Consider the following 17,277-nt stretch of genomic DNA (forward strand, 5'->3'; position numbering starts at 1 on the left):
TCAATCTATGAAATTTCCCACAATCTTTTAACCTCCACCAATTTCTGTCCATTGAATTCCATTCTATATATATATCTGGCTTTGATGTCTGTAGTAAAAAATTCAAATCATACTTACTGTCATAATACCCATCATCAACGTCATAATAGCTCCATGAGTGCCTACTACTACTTTCTGTCCTTGATAGGTGTTTAATAATTCTTTATCCGACATTCGTTCCTCGATAATCCCTCCAAAGTTGTATAAACCCTCTTTACACACTTATCCTACGATTCTATAAAAAGAATAGTGTATATTTCATTTTAGGCATTATATTATATTGAAATGTTATTCAATCTTTCCTGTGATTGACTACTAGTTCTAGCAAACAGACCTTTATATAGGAAAAATGCCCCCATTATTACAATCATACCAATATAAACAGACATCATCGTAGGAATTAAGAACGCACCGACGATAATAGTCATTCTTGCAATTAGGTCCGCCCCAATATCTGATAGACCCGCAAAGGCTGAATATGACCCTCTCTTGTCAGCCGGAATCATATTAGCTTGTTCTGCATTTCTGATTGGTGAGTAGACAAGTTCACCAACAGTAGCAATAAAGTTAAAAATAATTAGTACGTACCAAGTGTTTGAAGATGTTACTGCCACATAGCCTATCCCATAGAGCACAAGACCTAAAAGTAACGCTTTTTTCCCACTTAGATAATCAGTAAATTTATTTATAATAAACGTTAAACATACTACTAAAAGCATATTTTGTATGTTAAGAATACTTAGCATCCTCACTCCTACTATTTCAAAGTCCCCAATGCTTATTGGATTGAATGTTTCTGAAAGTCGTACACCAATATAACTGTTTAAAGAAAACTCTGCCGCAAATATGCAGGTAGACCCTATTACAACTCTTAAAAATGCTCTATCTTGAATAGCAATTTTATAATTTTGAATTAGATCAAGTACTATATTTTCCTGCCTTTTTTCTAAGCATTCTTTAACTTCTGTAACTAGCCAAATTTTATATGCAATTGGTACTGTAGCAGAAACACAAGTCAGTAGTATAAACAGCTCTTGTTGATGATTAATGTATAAAAAACCACCTAATGCTGCACCAATTGCCATAGAAAGATTCATAAGCCAATAGTCAATTGTATAGACAGCCTTTCGATTCTCCGGTGTAGTTGAGTCTATGATGATAGCCTGCATGGATGGACGCCCAAGACTGCTAGTTATTATAAAACCTACATAAGCGATTGCAAATAACCAAATCATCTTATCTGTCGGATATAAGCTTACAGTCATGAATAAAAACATTAAAGTACTAGAAAAAGAAGTTAACAATAAGATTTTCTTTCGTTGAAATCGATCTGAAATGTAACCTCCAATTAAATTTGAAAAAAAACTTAACATAACCGTTAAGATTAAAAATAAACCAGCCCATACTTTATTTATTTCTTGAGCAAAAAACAATGCCATAAAAGGCATTACTGCTGATGTAACAGCACGATTAAAAAATGATGTAATTAAGCGTACTTTTATATTTTGTTCAAATTCTTTCCAATTCATCGTATCTCCTCCCCTTGTCTAATGTTATATTAAACTAGACTTATCAAATTAAAAATGGACACCTTCAGAAAAACATGTCCACTTATAAAAGGAGATAGGAAAATGGATAAAACTTTACTAAACCTATGGCAATCATTTTCTTCTGGAAATATAAAAATACAAGACCTAGCAGATTTTTTAAATTTAAGTACAAAGCAAACAGTACGTTACTTACATAAATGGATGGATGAAGGTTGGCTAACTTTCATTTCTGGAAAAGGTAGGGGAAACCCCTCCTCTCTCCAATGGTTGAAAAATGTAGAACAAATCTATGAGTCACAAGTAATGGAAATTATGGACCAACAGCCTGTTGAAAAAAGTAGTAAATATTTACTATATAATTGGTCTCCAAACAGTAAACTCCGCTTAATGACTAAGTTTCATTCAAAATTTGGCTATATACATAATTCAGATGACAAATTAATTATTCCTAGAAGGAGGCCCTTTTTAACAATCCATCCGCTCGAGGCTGCCGATGTACATAGTGCACATATTGTTGCGAATGTTTTTAATCGACTTGTTTATATGGATGAAAAGGGGAACATATTCCCTGAAATAGCTCACAGTTGGGATTTAACTCAATCTACGCTTAGACTATATTTAAAAAAGTCTATAAAATTTCATGATGGATCCATTTTAACAGCGGCTGATGTGAAATTATGTCTCTCAAAATTACGCAGTCATACATACTATAAAGACTTATGGGCACCCATAGAAAAAATAGAAGTTGTATCACCATTAATTATTGATATACATTACCCAAAAGGGTGTAGTTATTGTTTACAAATGTTATGTATGATAAATACAAGTATTTATAAAGAAAATAACGGTCAAATCATAGGAAGCGGTGGTTTTTATATAGGAGAGAATAGCCTGGAGAAAACATCATTGATAGCATTTCATGATTATTTTCAAGAAAGACCTTTACTAGATACAGTAGAATTCATTCAGGTCCCTCTGGAATTTGATACTATTTATCAATCTTCCAAACACCATAAATGTAATTCTACTTTTCAAGTAGAAAGGAATTCCGGTTTTGGCGTTATAATTATGAATGCTTGGCGCGATTCTTCCATTCAGCACATAGATGTTCGTAATTACTTACATTCTATTATCGCTAACAATATAAATCATATTCATGAATATGATTCTCAAAAAATCCCAAATATTAAAAGCTGTTTAAAAGACATAGATCATCAAATCAATATCCCAAAAAGAAAACGTCCTGAATTTAAAGAACCACTTATTATAAAAGCTACTCAGTATACAGAAGCAACCACACAATGGTTAATGAATATCTTAGAAAAAGAAAATATACCTTTTCAAGTTAAATGGGTTCCATTTGAAAACTATCTTAGGGATGAAAAACTTAATGAACAAGTCGACCTTTTTATTCATGGTGAAGTATTCGAGATGAATCAAGAGATATCATTTTATTATTTTTTAACAGCTAGATATTCACCATTGGCTAAAGTTTTAAAAACAAATAAATCACTAAGAAACCAACTATCTAAATACAAACATACACATTTTGAAGAGTGGTCTTTACTAAATAAGAATCTTGAAAAAGAACTGATAGAATCCTCTATTATGATTCCCTTATACTATGATACACGTCAAATTCCTTTTTCATCAGATTTAACGAATATTAAGATGAAATATTTTGGTTATGTGGATTTTTCTCAACTTTGGATAAGACCTTTAATTTAAAATTCGCAAGAAACCTAATCCAGTAGAAGCAGACGATTTGTGTTTATGTGATCTTGGTTACTTCATTTTAGGAGACTTACAAACTTTTCATGATAACGGAGCTACTACATCTCGCGGTTGAAGCTGAATACACACATTTATATCAAGAACCCTGATTCAGTTTTGAGCATTAAGCTTACTGGTTATGACAACTACATTCAATTTTTCAAAAGAAAATCCGTTGCTCAAATGCGAACAACGGACCTTCTTTATTTGAACCAATGTAAAACATCCTCAGCAATCTCTTCCGGTCTATCCCAATGCATTAAATGCCCTGTATCTTTGTAAAGCTTAGTCGTAATATTAATACGCTTCTTAAATTCTGCTATCTGCAATTCTCTTATTTCTAAATAATTATCGGGAAGATCACAATACAACAATAAAATATCGCTTTTAATTTTATGCGGTTTCAATGTTTTATACACCGTATATTGAAACTTAATTACACCTCTAGCGGTATCGCCAGTAGCATGCCATTTTATTTTACTATCGTCTTCTCTCATTAAATCATAAACCGCACGTTCTAGTAATGGTGACCACCTGCTGTAAGCCAGTTTTTCTGATTGGATGAATGCTTTTTTACTATCAAAAATATATTCATCAAAATCTTTTTCGTAATGGGTAATTTCTTCTTCTAATGATCGCGGTGGACACTCTCCTTCTTTCGCATCTTTATATAGATTCGCAAAATAATCCGCATTCATTTTGCCATGATGATAACCACCATCTAACAATACCATTTTATTCACTTTTTCTGGACATTCTGCTGCATAGTGAAGCGCAACGCTTGCGCCCCATGAATGTGCTACTATATAAAAGGTTTCTTTTCCTATGTGCTCAAGTAATGCTACTACCCAATTTGTTAAATGGAATGCACCATAATCTTCATCCTTCTCAAAATTTGGTGTTTTCCCATGTCCAGGTAGATCAAACGATACAATATGATATTTATCCTTTAAAAGTTCCGCGATTTCAATAAAACTTAATTTTGTACTTCCTAAACCATGAAAACAAATGATTTGAGGATTACTTTTATCTCCCCATTCACAAACACTTGCTTCATATTCACCAAATTTTACAAAAAAGTGATTCATTTTTAATCTCCTCTAATTATCAAATATAAATTAGTTCCAATGCAAAATTGTTTTTTCAGAATAAATAAATTCCACAAAATTATTCAAATCCCTTTTTCATAAATGGTCTTTATAGACTACGAAAGTTAGAAAGTACTAAGCGCTTATCATTTCAATTAATGGTTAGACTACATCTGCACACCTATGAAATGAATATAGTTTAATAATTGTACTATACGTTTATCATATGTGTGATGTTTCAAAGTTCTATCCAGTCCATTTTTTGCTATTTGTTTTCTTTCTTGTACATGTTCCAAATAATACTCCGCTTTTTGTATAAACTCCCGTGCACTATTAAACGTTTCTATTTCAACACCAGGTATGTAATGCTTCGCTACATCTGGTCGTATATCAGTTAATTGAAAAGAACCTACAGCATTAATTTCAAACGTCCTATTATTTACTGAATATGCTTGGATATTTGCAGCATTACAATTCAATTCCTGATCACTTGGTGAACGATGTAAATTTATATTGATTTTAGTCGATACGTAAAATTGCAATGCATCCTCATACTTCGCAAGTGGCAATAGTTGTATTTTATCCTTTAACCTTTCATAATTCTTTAACTTCTCCCAACCAAATCCTACAATTTTTATGTTTTTTTCTGCTAAATACTCTGAAATAGAATCAACAAAGGTAAGTCTATTTTCAAATGCTGTACCTATAAAACTAAGATCATACTTATATGTATCTTCTTTCTGAGAAGGTTTAAACACATCTTGATTTGCTGCTAACGGAAGATGAAACACATTCTTACATCCTAACCCTCTATAAAATTTGATACAATTTAAATCTTGCGTAAATATGTAATCATAATACGGCACAAGATGTTGTGTTACATCCGTATAATACGGATCATCTGTCAGCCAAAGTCCAGTAGTAAAACCCGCACTCTTTAGGACTGGCATGACACTAATAATTCCCTCGTTTAAACCACCGAGTACCAAAATAAAATCAGGTTTCACTTTCAATGCGGTTTTTATAGCTTTTTCCGGATTCACCATAATGGTATTGCTATTTACCTTTTGTAAACTATTCAAAATTGCGGCTTCGATCATTGGATAATAAAAAGGAATTCCCGATTGAATAAATAAAATTTTCTTAGGCGTATTGTCTTTCATGTCATCTCCCCTATTTCTACATAATCAAAGTGCACAAAAATTAGCAGTCTTTATTCATTTTCATGCCCTCTTACTTTACATGTATAAGCACCGTTTATGTCCATTATGTTGAACTCCCCTCATTTTAGAAGCTGTCACAAAGGGAATAAAGTTAGGTTATATTCAGCCCAATTATTAAACATAGAGAATGAATACATAAAAAAAGAGCCTGCTCGTATAAGTTGGCTCTTTCTCTTTTACAATATCTAATACGCTATAGAGTATAAAAACATGGTTAAGATCAAATTATTTCCAAACAACTCCCCGCCGCTCGTATTCCATTCTATATTCAACAGCAGCTGCAATTTTAGGACTTGCGAACTTTTCCGTAATCCAAAGAGCTAAATCAAGTCCTGAAGTAACTCCTCTTGCAGTAATAACATTCCCTTGATCTACAATTCTATAAGGAAGAAGTTCTGCTCCATATTCACTCATTTCACCCTGCGCCAAATGATGCATTGTTGCCTTTTGACCGTTCAATATACCGGATGCAGCTAGTAGCATACCCCCTGTACAAACTCCAGCAACAATCGTTCCTTCATTGTTCATCTCTCTAATCATTTTGGTTAAAGTACCAAGCTCTGCTTGCTTTCGTACCCCATGTTCAGCTTTATGATTCCAGCCACCACCAGGTACAATTAACAAATCTGGACGATTATCCATGCGTAAAAAATCATGTAGTTTCACCGTCACTCCAAACGAAGTAGTAACTTCTTGTTTTGGTTCACTTGAAACGAATTCAACTGTAAACGGAGCCCCTTCTTCTATCGCTCTTTTCAGTACTTCAAAAGGCGCAAAGGAGACGAGCTCTCCAAATCCATCAAACAATACAATTTGTATTTTCATTTTTAGAACACCTCATATCGCTTCTTATGCGAATCGCAAATTAGGAGAATGCATGTTATGTACAAATTAACAATGAAGATAGCCTTTCTCCTCTTACTCTATAAACTTCCAAATGTTCTTCTAATTCCCTCTCATCACTTAATACACTTAGCGCTTTCTTCACAAAATTCCAATTCAAACTACCGGATAGCCATAGTAACGAAGAAATTCTTTTGTAATCATTTGATGTTACAATATTATGAGCCTTATACCCTTCTAAAAATGCACTAGCAACTTCCGAACATACTACATGTGACTCTATTCCTTCTGTCCGGGAATACCACTTTATTAAAAAAGCTAGCCCTTCCATACGATCAATATATCCAATCGATTCAAAATCTACAATTCCTTTTACAGACTGATTTGAATCCCATAAGACATTTAAAGGATTTAAATCAGTTTGTACAATAAACTCTAAATTACTCTTATGCGCGCATTCTATATGGTACTTAGCGAAATCTATATAACCTCTCAATTCCTTACTTGTACAACCCTTATTTTCTAATAACTTGATAAACTCACCATATCCATCTAAATGAGATTTCTTTTGAAAAGTCGAGCTTTGAAACGTACTAGAAATATCATGTATCTTTCTTGCTTCCTTTCCAAAGACTTCTGCCATCGTTTCTGTACAATGAGTAACATGTTCCCCTTCTATCCAAATAGACAATACAAACCGGTACTGTTCCTCATTCCAAGTGACACATGTAAAGGAATCCCCCGCCTTATTCTCCTTAACCTGCATAAATGGAATTCCATGCTCTCGTAAATAATACGTAAACCGCACTTGCTCATTCAATTGTTCATTTGATAACGGCCCAAAAGCTGGATTGATTGTTCGATCGCTATTTATAAACCGTGCGGAATACCGATCTCCATTTACGATAATTTTATAGTGTAGATCGGTATGCCAACTGTTCTTATGTAGTTCTTCTTCAACTACTAATGTACGGATTTCTTTAAAATAATTTATTAATATGTCTTTTATTATTTGTTTCATCTTATTCTCCTTCCATGTAAAAACCCTCGATGATAGGTTTGTAACATACACTTCATTTACTCAAAAGGAAAATAATATCCTACGTAATTAAACACATTTGTAAAGCCTACATTTTCTACGACAGCCACAGAAGGTTTATTTAATTCCATACAGTCCCAATATGGAATGATATCATTCTCCAAACACTCTTTTACGAAACTATGAGCTGTCTTTTGAGCTAATTTTCTTCCTTGGTAACCCTCTATTGTTTCAATATCTATGCAGTGTATATTTTCAAATATAAATCCTGAAAAACAAACACTCACAATTAAATCGTCATAAACAATGCAATAACCGATCCCCTCATTGAAAAAACAATCCGGTGAAGACCAAAACTCTAAAATTTTTGATTGTAAAAAATCAATATTCTTAAATATATTATTATTATTTTCATAGAGAGCTTTACTCATTTTCAGCACAGTATATCCCTGTTCAAATTTAGGCTCATGATGATTTTCATAATCCTCTTTTCTTAGCATATACACTCTTTGATTCCAACTCTTTAAGTTACGGTGCTGAAATATTCTTTCGATTGTTTTATTCCACTTCGAATGATTCCCGATTCCTTCAAAGCAATCTAGTCCTACTTTCCTCGCCTCAGGTACTATTACATGATTAATAAAACGATTCATTTCTTTATTAAACTCTTCATTTCCAGCATCTCCAATAAAGAAGAAGCCATCATTATTACCTAACCAAATAAGCCCCGAATTAGGAGAAGTCACGTTATCTACAAATATACGACCAGGATTCACCCCTGTAATTACAGCTTTGACTTCTAATTGACCTTGTGCATTTACTAAACCATTACATTTATAAAAATCAGCCTTGTTTAATTCAGAAATTATATGTTCCCCCCCCCTGAAACTGCTCTATTTTAACTTTACCACCTTGACAGAATATTCTCTATTTATTTTAATAGTTGTTTTAAATCAATAAAAAAGAGCCAATCCCCTATAAAATAGAAGATTGACTCTTTCCTTTATTTACTCCCCTGTTTCAGAAAATCGCTTTATACGTTTACCAATTTCATCACGAACCCGCTGAAACTCAGACCACTCTTTTCCTGCTGGATCATCAAATCCCCAGTGAACACGATTCACGTGCGGAGGTGTTGAAGGACAAACAGAATCCGCATGACTACAAAGCGTAATGACTAAATCAGCACGATTTAAAATGTTTGCATCAATTATATCTGATGTTTGATTTGTTATGTCGATATTTACTTCGTTCATTGCTTTAATAGCATTTGGATTCACTCCATGATACGCAAGCAGTCATGTATAAAAATTTGCATATTTTAGGATATTTAATTGTATTCCTTATTTTGTTAAAGTTACCCGTTAGTTCAATTCAAAATGCCTCAGCCGACGATTAAATCAAGTACCGGTTTCGGATGACCCCCATGTGATGAATTTCGTGTCCTGCAATGCCGTACGCGAGGGCGCGCGCCGTAATGCTTAGGTTGTTGGCTGTGCCCTTACGGGTCCACGCCTCCTCTGGTAGCCCGCGCAGCAATGTAATCGTTGATTGTCGTACGGCCCGGTAGTCTTCGGCCAATTGCGCGGTTGTCCAGCTTCCGAAAGGAGGCAGGAACAATTCCTGATCGAAACCGGTCAGAGGCGTCTGGTCCCCTCTTGCGAACCGGAGCAAGCGGTAGGTCATGACGCGTTCCGCGTCTGCAATGTGGCCCACGACTTCTTTCAGAGTCCATTTTCCTTCCGCATACCGATATGCGGCCTGGCTTTCGGTCAACGATGCCAGGAGCTCGATCATTTGCTTTTCCTGGGCAAGCAGAATGTCGATGATGTTACCGTCCGGCACCAAACGGATATATTCGCCGGAGCTCCCAGCGTATTCTTCTTCTGACGGTCTTTGATTCATGCGTAGTCACCTCTTTATGTAGATATAGAAAATTATAGCACTCGTCTATATCTAATCAATTCGCGAAATGATAACACTTCCCTTCTAATAATTGAGGATAAGCAACTATTTAGTCGGTCGCCACACTATCCTGATTCGTTAGCACAATAAGTAAAGCTAATCAATAATGCATAAAAATTAGAAGTAATACAATGTTTCAAAGTTGTTAATGTATATTAGATTATTCCGAAACATACATAAATACATTTTGTCGAAACTATTAAAAAAGGAGAATTTCTCTAGCTAGAGAATTAATAATTGTGTTACCAATATGTAAAAATCTCAATTTAAAACTAAAGGAGAACAAAATGAGAAAAATAATTGTATCGATGTACCTCTCACTAGATGGTGTCATGGAGGAACCAGCTTGGACTGCTCCATACTTCAATGAAGAAGTAGCAAAATTTCAATCCGATTTACTGTTTGAAAGTGAAGCGCTTCTACTAGGGCGAGTAACCTATCAAGGTTTTGCAGCTGCCTGGCCTTCTATGACTGATGAAGAAGGTTTTGCTGATAAGATGAACAGCATGCCTAAATTTGTTGCCTCAACAACTTTGGAAAAAGCGGAATGGAATGCAAATCTCATCAAGGGTAATATTGTAGAAGAAATATCGAAACTGAAGGAACAACCCGGTCAGAACCTTTTAATCTATGGCAGCAGTGATCTTACACAAACATTAATGCAACATGACCTCATTGATGAATATCACTTTATAGTCAATCCCGTTATCGTAGGAAGCGGAAAGCGTCTCTTTAAAGACCAGAGCAATACAAAAGCATTAAAACTTATAGAAACAAGAACAACCAATTCAGGTGTCGTTATTCTTTCCTATCAGCCGGAGAAAAAAGAATAATTATTGATAAATTATAAAAAAACTCATCAGAATAAATTGAAGTGCCCCCCGAAAACGGGACACCTATCAAAACACCTAAACCATCTATTCCCTAAATTCTTTAGGGAATAGATGGTTTAGGTTTGCTTGAATTCGCACACAATTGTAGTAATAAATGTATTCTAGCACAATCTTTCGCACAGTTGTGTTGGGTACTTTTGTTATCTCTTGCGAGTAGAAAACTTCACTTTTTAAATGACCAAAGAAGCTTTCCATGACGGCATATATTTGAAACTCCTTCGCTGTATAAAACTACTTCAAATCCAGCAGTTTCGGGTCAAGTCTGCTTACTTTCACTAGATTTTCGTATGTTCCATCTGAAAGAATGCATTTGAGACCCCACACCGAATATGCCTTTAGATAAATGATATAGTAAAAAGAGCCAATCCCTATACACTAGAAGATTGACTCTTTCCTTTATTTATTCACCTGTTTCAGAAAATCGCTTTATACGTTCACCAATTTCAGCACGAACACGTTGAAATTCAGACCATTCTTTTCCTGCTGGATCATCAAATCCCCAATGAACACGATTCACATCCGGCGGAGTAGATGGACAAACAGAATCCGCATGACTACAAAGCGTAACGACTAAATCAGCACGATTTAAAATGTTTGCATCAATTATATCTGATGTTTGATTTGTTATGTCGATATTTACTTCATTCATTGCTTTAATGGCATTTGGATTCACTCCATGTGCTTCGATTCCCGCAGAATACACATTCCACTTATCCCCTAAATATTGTTTCCCCCATGCTTCTGCCATTTGGCTTCTGCATGAATTTCCTGTACATAAGAAATAGATTGTCTTTTTATTTTCCATGTTGTTTTCCGCCTTTGTTTTTAAATTATACTGGTTGATCATTAAAATATTTACGCTTAAACCAAAAAGCGACGTTTACAAGTGCAATCATGACAGGGACTTCAACTAACGGTCCGATCACAGCTGCGAACGCTGCGCCTGAATGAATACCAAACACACCAACTGCTACAGCAATCGCTAACTCAAAGTTATTACTACCTGCTGTAAATGCTAACGTTGTAGTCACCGGATAGTTTGCACCAATTTTTTTTCCCATAAAGAAAGAAACGAAAAACATTACAATAAAATAGATTAATAACGGAACCGCTATTCTTACTACATCTAGTGGCACGCTAACAATCATCTCTCCTTTTAAAGAGAACATAACGATGATTGTAAATAGCAATGCAAGTAGTGTAAGTGGACTAATCTTCGGTATAAACACCTTTTCATACCACTCTCTTCCTTTTAACTTAACGAGTACAAAGCGTGTCAACATACCTGCTATAAAAGGAATTCCTAAATAGATACATACTGATTTCGCTACTTCTATCATTGTAATATCGACAATAGCCCCTTCAATCCCTAACCATTCTGGAATGACTGTTACAAATACGTATGCATAAACCGAGAAAAAGAGCATTTGGAATACCGAATTAAAAGCGACTAAACCTGCCGCATACTCTTTATCTCCATCGGCAAGATCGTTCCAAACAATTACCATTGCAATGCAACGTGCTAATCCAATCATAATGAGACCGACCATGTATTCTGGTTTATCAGGAAGAAAAATAATTGCTAACACAAACATAAGTACCGGACCAATAATCCAGTTTTGTACTAAAGATAAAACTAACACTTTAACATCTTTAAATACTCGGCCCATTTCCTCATAGCGAACTTTCGCTAATGGTGGATACATCATGACAATTAAACCAACAGCAAGTGGAATAGACGTCGTTCCAACTTGTAATGTATTCAGTCCGTCTACTACACTAGGGAATACAAACCCTAAACCAATCCCAACAGCCATCGCTAGAAAAATCCATAGTGTTAAATATCGGTCTAGAAAAGATAAGCGTTTCATTTTATTTTCCATCTCCTATTAACAACAAGAATTTTTAGCTACCTCATTTGCAGTCGTGCAACATGATGACTCTTCAATTTTGTGAACATCACTATGTGCTTTCGTATAAAAGAATTCCCACTCATTCCCATCAGGGTCTGTTACCCAAAACTTATCTTGTACTGCATAGCAACAAGTCGTATCCATTTCATCACGCGCAAAGAAACCTTCTTTTTCTAATCTTTCTTTATGTAATGTGATTTCTTCAGCTGTATCCACTTGGAAACCGAAATGATTTACCTGATTTCCATTCACCTCATCTCGTACGTTCAGCGTAAAATTAAGTCCTGGCGTCTCTAATAAAAATTTTGCATAATCCGTTTTCACCTTAACTGGCGATACACCAAATACCTTTTCGTAAAACTCAATAGACTTCTCTAAATTCGTAACGTTTATACCAACGTGAACATATCTCATACCTTATTCCTCCTCTTTATATGTCGTTAATCAAGTTTTTTTGATTAATAGCGTAAAATTTTAACAGCAGCTACCTTTTCCTGTTTTTCTAAAGATACAGCACAATTCTTCTGATAATAAATTATTCACTTCCGCATCATTTAAATCATAATAACTCCACGTACCTTTTGTTTCTTTTACAATCAAACCTGCATCTAATAAAATCTTTAAATGATAGGACAACTTAGATTGTGTCATTTCAAAAATCTCTGTTAAATCACATACACACGTTTGGCCTCTCTGACAAAGTTCATACATGATTTCTAAACGCTTTTGATCCGCTAATGCTTTGAATTTTTTCTCATAGAGCTGGAAATTTTGTGCCACTGTAGTTCACTCTCCCTTCATCAATTTTTTTTGATATTTATAGTATATAGGCTGGTGAGTTCTTTATGCAACTAATATATCAATTTTTTTCGATTAATATAACCTCCTCTTCTTTCACATCTTATAGAGAATACATCTGTAGTCTCTTCCAAATACATCATTATATTTCAATATAATTACATAACAGAAAAAATAGTACCTTATCCTTACTATGGTTCTCGTAAATAGGATAACGTACTATTTTTATACGAAATAAGAAGTATCAACTCTAACCGAAGACTCTTTGAAACACCTTCTCATTTCTCTATTGCTTTAACATAAGACACTGTTATGGAACTACATTTAGATTTTCAAACAACCATAATACTACTTCTTCATCTGGTGAAGTAGTATTTATCATCAATCTTAATATCATACTTTCCAATTGTAAGGCTTTCCTCTCAAACATTATCCTTCCTTCATATCTGTAAGGAGGTCATTTTTCCATGCAATTGTATGCACATAAGAATCTTTAACTCTAAACATACCTAGTGTGTAAAAAATATTGTATTTATCTTTGCTTATGAACTCTATGTCCAATTTATTAAAGTGACTACCGATATGAAAAGCAAGAAAGTACTCATGCCAATCTGAATAGGAGCTTTGAGCAAGTTTTGCCGCTTGTATCATATAATGTTCCGCTTCTTTTTTAGATAAATAACCTAATCTTTTACCAATTCGACTTAAACAAATACACCATGCATAATCAAATGCAGCAATCCCAGCATCAGGTAACATGTGCAATGAGTAATTCACAACGTACATTTTTTCATCATTTGATTGTCTTGGAAGTAATAGTTTTCGCTGTGCTTCTGAAAGAGGGGTTAATTGATTGTACATCGTTTGAAATTCTTGGCGTGATCCTTCTGTTAATAACCACTCAATCATTTCTTTCAATTGTGCTGGTTCGTTACAATCAAATTTTTGTAATTGTTTCTTCAAAAACTTTTTCCCAAGTATACGGTCTCTTATAAATGTAAATTCATATTTTGTAAAATAATGAATAAGAAAATAAGTACCCATACATATAGTAGACATGCTTCGTAAATATTGTTTTACCTGTTTTTTCTTTCTTGAAACGAACACCTAAGCTCCTCCTTACATTTTGATTTTCAGTCTATAAAACTTCCACGCTTCCCAAACAACCGGAAGAAGAAGGATATATTTGAAAGGTAATCGCGTAATAATAGCAAGAATAAAAAATAAAATATACACCCAAGTACGTCTTAAAAACATGCCACTATACATCAATATCCAACCAAATACATAAGCCATTGTAACCTCTGGTTTATTTGGTTTCTTTCCGCTTTGTGCCAAAAACGAATTGAAATATGATAGAAACTCAACATGGTTCCTATCTATTTGAAAAGCATCCTGCACTATTTTTTCAGCTTTCTCTATTTCTCCCGCTTTTTCTAAGCATTTTGTCATCATGAACATCGCATCCATATGCTCTGGGTAGACAGAAAGAAGATGTTCACAATCTTTGATAGCATCGTGAAATTGCCCAAGATTATGCTGAATACGGGCACGATATAATAATGCATCTGGGTCGTCTTTATCAATCAACAGAATATTGCTAAATGCTTGTAATGCCTTCTCCTTATTGTCTATACGTAAATAATAAATACCTTGCATACGTAATAATTCAGGGTCCCTTTGATACATTGCAAACGCACGATCCAGTTCTTCTTTTACATCTTCTAATTCATTCGCTATCAGTTTCCTTTGTATTTCTTCTCGTATATAGAAATACAACTCAAAATCTAAATCAGCAGTTTTTTCAAAAATATCATAACGCATTTCTTTTTCGCCGCTAATTCTTTCTAATAAAAATTGAATTGTATTTTCTCCATATTCATTTACTAAATCATTTCTTTGCTCGCTGAATCGAAATACTTGATCGATTAATTCCCAAATCGAATGTGGGAAGTGATAATGATATAAGAAAAATTCAATTAACTGATCTTGTAGTGCTGCTGCATATTGAACGTCCCATATCACATCTGAACGCAATATTTCCTCCCAATTCCCCTGCTCTATCCGTGCAAAGAAATTATCATAAAGCGTCTCAACACTTTCCATGAATGTATAGACTGGATGCTCAGTAATTGTAGTAGTAGCAATTTCCGCATCACTGTCAGTCCATGGAGAAAATACCTGTTCCCTATCAAGAGCATTCATATCATCTATTTGAATCGACGGCTTATCTTTCATATTTTTCGCACTTTTCACTGCCTCGTCAAACGCTTCTCTTAATTTTTGATATCCTTCTGGATCATCTTCTGGATGATGTATTTTCAGGAGTTTTGCATAAGCTTTTTTAATGACTGAAATATTGTCAGTAGGTTCAATCTCCAATGTATTCCAAATACTCATTAGCGATTTGCCCATCTTTCCATACTTTCAATATGTTCTTTTAATATACTGGAAGCTTCTTTAATCTTTTTATCATTTTGCGTTGTAAGCACGCTCTCAAATTGTTGCAGTAATATAGAAATCTTTTTGCGTTCATCACCAAGTAACTCTTCATAAAGCCTTTCGCACTTTGCAAGAAGAAGTCGATTTTCTTCTCTATCTCTCGGATGAATTTTAATATGTCTTAACTCTAAAAGTCTCTTTTCTATTTCTGCATCTGTAAGATTTCCAGCGTTTTGCTGTATGATCGTTCTTTTCTTTTCTCCAGTTGATGTACTTATTACCTCAACTTCAAGAATGCCATTAATGTCGTATGTATAACGAATATCAACCGACTCATTTCCAGCAGGAGCAGGAGGAATCTTAATTTTGAGCTCACCCAGTTTTAAATTATTTACTACCTTACGGTTTTCTCCTTGATATACATCAATAGTTATAAATTGTTGTTTATCCTTTACTGTATAGAGTCGCTCCACCTTACTTACAGGAATTGGTGTATTTCTCTCTATAATAGGGAAGAAGTACCCAGACTCTGACTTACCATCTCCAAATTCTTGAACAACACTTGTTCCTAAAGAATATGGACAGACATCGGTTAAAATCACTTCTTCTAAAGCCTTATTTCGTTCTTTTAAGGCAACTTGAATTGCAGCACCTAAAGCAACTGTTTCATCTGGATTTATATTTGCATAAGGCATACGCCCAAACATTTTAGAAATAACAGATTTCACAAGAGGCATACGAGTCGCTCCACCAATTAAAATGACAGCGTCTAAATCATTCGGGTTTAACGAAGCATCACGAAGAGCACGTTCAATCGGATAACGAAGACGTAACAGTAGCGGCGTTACAATCTTTTCGAATTCACCCCTATTTATACTTGTTTCATATGTTTGATTATGAATCACAACATTCATAGTTGCAGTTGACTCATTACACAAAGCAAGCTTACAGCGTTCTGCTTGTGTATAAATTAATGATAATGTTTTTGAATCAAGCGACTCTGGATCCAGTTGATGGGATTCTAAGAAGAAGGTCATTAAACTTTTCGTGAAATCTTCACCACCAAGATAATTATCACCCGCAATAGATTTTACATCCATTATCCCTTCAAACAATTCCAAAATGGAAACATCAAAAGTTCCTCCACCTAAATCAAATACGAGAAATTTTGTTTCTGATTGTTCTTGGTATAAGCCATAAGCAATTGCCGCAGCTGTCGGTTCACTAATGAGGCGTTCTACTGTTAATCCTGCTATTTCCGCTGCACGTTTCGTTGACTTTCTCTGCGTATCATTGAAATAGGCAGGGACACTAATTACAGCACCGGTAACCTCTTCATTTAAATACGCTTCTGCGTCTTGTTTTAAAGATTTAATAACAAAAGATGATAACTCTTCAGATGAAAAAGTATATGTACCCAGCTCATATTTTTTCTCTGTTCCTATAAAACGTTTAAAAGTTGCTGCTGTTAGTTGTGGATGAGTAATTAGTCGCTCTTTCGCAATACGCCCAACTAAAATTTCCCCCGTTTCATCAACGCTAACTACCGATGGTGTGAGAAATTCACCTAAAACATTTGGAATAAGTGTTGCACCATCTTCCGACCATGTTGCTACTAAACTATTAGTTGTCCCTAAATCAATTCCAATTATCGCCATACTAATCCCCTCTCTTTTTACTATATTTTACTATACCATTATAAATAGGAAAA

Annotated in this window: 16 protein-coding genes and 3 pseudogenes; 2 read left to right on the plus strand and 17 right to left on the minus strand. The window is 34.6% G+C overall.

Going from position 1 to position 17,277, the window contains the following annotated elements; all coding sequences use genetic code 11:
• Window positions 1-5: 5 nt before the first annotated feature.
• Window positions 6-204 (minus strand): annotated as a pseudogene (locus tag MR079_RS07735) (histidine phosphatase family protein); the annotation flags it as partial.
• Window positions 205-314: 110 nt separating this feature from the next.
• A complete protein-coding gene (locus MR079_RS07740) occupies window positions 315-1,568 on the minus strand; it encodes an MDR family MFS transporter (RefSeq protein ID WP_139866038.1) in 1,254 nt (417 codons plus the stop codon).
• A 102-nt stretch (window positions 1,569-1,670) separates the two neighbouring features.
• Between MR079_RS07740 and MR079_RS07745 the strand changes: the two genes are divergently transcribed.
• The gene (locus tag MR079_RS07745; protein WP_097853025.1) at window positions 1,671-3,317 is read left to right on the plus strand and encodes an ABC transporter substrate-binding protein; all 1,647 of its coding nucleotides are present in this window, start codon (window positions 1,671-1,673) and stop codon (window positions 3,315-3,317) included.
• 248 nt (window positions 3,318-3,565) lie between these two features.
• On the opposite strand, the gene MR079_RS07755 is transcribed toward MR079_RS07745, so the two are convergent.
• The 7 genes and pseudogenes from MR079_RS07755 to MR079_RS07785 form a co-directional block, all read right to left on the minus strand.
• Window positions 3,566-4,450: an alpha/beta fold hydrolase gene (locus MR079_RS07755; RefSeq protein WP_139866039.1), complete on the minus strand. Its 885-nt coding sequence runs from the start codon at window positions 4,448-4,450 to the stop codon at window positions 3,566-3,568.
• A 167-nt stretch (window positions 4,451-4,617) separates the two neighbouring features.
• Window positions 4,618-5,613 carry a CgeB family protein gene (locus tag MR079_RS07760; protein ID WP_242293802.1) on the minus strand — a complete coding sequence of 332 codons (996 nt, stop codon included), beginning with the start codon at window positions 5,611-5,613 and terminating at the stop codon, window positions 4,618-4,620.
• Window positions 5,614-5,898: 285 nt separating this feature from the next.
• Window positions 5,899-6,498 (minus strand): DJ-1/PfpI family protein, encoded by a 600-nt coding sequence (locus tag MR079_RS07765; RefSeq protein WP_070806460.1) that lies wholly within the window; start codon window positions 6,496-6,498, stop codon window positions 5,899-5,901.
• Between the two features lie 55 nt (window positions 6,499-6,553).
• On the minus strand, window positions 6,554-7,537 hold the full coding sequence (locus tag MR079_RS07770) for a phosphotransferase enzyme family protein (RefSeq protein ID WP_242293803.1): 984 nt from the start codon (window positions 7,535-7,537) through the stop codon (window positions 6,554-6,556).
• Window positions 7,538-7,593: 56 nt separating this feature from the next.
• Window positions 7,594-8,424: a GNAT family N-acetyltransferase gene (locus MR079_RS07775; RefSeq protein ID WP_242293816.1), complete on the minus strand. Its 831-nt coding sequence runs from the start codon at window positions 8,422-8,424 to the stop codon at window positions 7,594-7,596.
• Between the two features lie 138 nt (window positions 8,425-8,562).
• Window positions 8,563-8,841, minus strand: a pseudogene (locus tag MR079_RS07780) (arsenate reductase/protein-tyrosine-phosphatase family protein); the annotation flags it as partial.
• A gap of 109 nt (window positions 8,842-8,950) precedes the next feature.
• The gene (locus tag MR079_RS07785) at window positions 8,951-9,460 is read right to left on the minus strand and encodes a DinB family protein (RefSeq protein WP_242293804.1); all 510 of its coding nucleotides are present in this window, start codon (window positions 9,458-9,460) and stop codon (window positions 8,951-8,953) included.
• A gap of 347 nt (window positions 9,461-9,807) precedes the next feature.
• On the opposite strand from MR079_RS07785, the gene MR079_RS07790 reads away from it, so the two are divergent.
• A complete protein-coding gene (locus MR079_RS07790; RefSeq protein ID WP_242293805.1) occupies window positions 9,808-10,353 on the plus strand; it encodes a dihydrofolate reductase family protein in 546 nt (181 codons plus the stop codon).
• A gap of 84 nt (window positions 10,354-10,437) precedes the next feature.
• On the opposite strand, the pseudogene MR079_RS07795 reads toward MR079_RS07790, so the two are convergent.
• The 8 genes and pseudogenes from MR079_RS07795 to hscC form a co-directional block, all read right to left on the minus strand.
• Window positions 10,438-10,641, minus strand: a pseudogene (locus tag MR079_RS07795) (IS3 family transposase); the annotation flags it as partial.
• A 172-nt stretch (window positions 10,642-10,813) separates the two neighbouring features.
• Window positions 10,814-11,218, minus strand: coding sequence for an arsenate reductase (thioredoxin) (gene arsC, locus MR079_RS07800; protein ID WP_242293806.1), 405 nt, complete (start codon window positions 11,216-11,218; stop codon window positions 10,814-10,816).
• A 25-nt stretch (window positions 11,219-11,243) separates the two neighbouring features.
• Window positions 11,244-12,284, minus strand: a complete 1,041-nt coding sequence (gene arsB / locus MR079_RS07805) for an ACR3 family arsenite efflux transporter (RefSeq protein WP_139866053.1) — start codon at window positions 12,282-12,284, stop codon at window positions 11,244-11,246.
• A gap of 18 nt (window positions 12,285-12,302) precedes the next feature.
• On the minus strand, window positions 12,303-12,740 hold the full coding sequence (locus MR079_RS07810; protein ID WP_001271024.1) for an ArsI/CadI family heavy metal resistance metalloenzyme: 438 nt from the start codon (window positions 12,738-12,740) through the stop codon (window positions 12,303-12,305).
• A gap of 60 nt (window positions 12,741-12,800) precedes the next feature.
• The gene (gene arsR / locus MR079_RS07815) at window positions 12,801-13,106 is read right to left on the minus strand and encodes an arsenical resistance operon transcriptional regulator ArsR (RefSeq protein WP_000068188.1); all 306 of its coding nucleotides are present in this window, start codon (window positions 13,104-13,106) and stop codon (window positions 12,801-12,803) included.
• Window positions 13,107-13,553: 447 nt separating this feature from the next.
• A complete protein-coding gene (locus MR079_RS07820) occupies window positions 13,554-14,231 on the minus strand; it encodes a DUF1266 domain-containing protein (RefSeq protein WP_139866056.1) in 678 nt (225 codons plus the stop codon).
• Between the two features lie 12 nt (window positions 14,232-14,243).
• Window positions 14,244-15,524 carry a J domain-containing protein gene (locus tag MR079_RS07825; RefSeq protein ID WP_242293807.1) on the minus strand — a complete coding sequence of 427 codons (1,281 nt, stop codon included), beginning with the start codon at window positions 15,522-15,524 and terminating at the stop codon, window positions 14,244-14,246.
• Complete coding sequence (gene hscC / locus MR079_RS07830) at window positions 15,524-17,224, minus strand: molecular chaperone HscC (RefSeq protein ID WP_139866059.1); 1,701 nt, start codon at window positions 17,222-17,224, stop codon at window positions 15,524-15,526. The genes MR079_RS07825 and hscC overlap by 1 nt, the downstream gene beginning before the upstream one ends.
• Between the last annotated feature and the right edge of the window lie 53 nt (window positions 17,225-17,277).

Source organism: Bacillus cereus group sp. BfR-BA-01381, from assembly GCF_022663555.1.
GTDB classification, from domain to species: Bacteria; Bacillota; Bacilli; order Bacillales; family Bacillaceae_G; genus Bacillus_A; species Bacillus_A pacificus.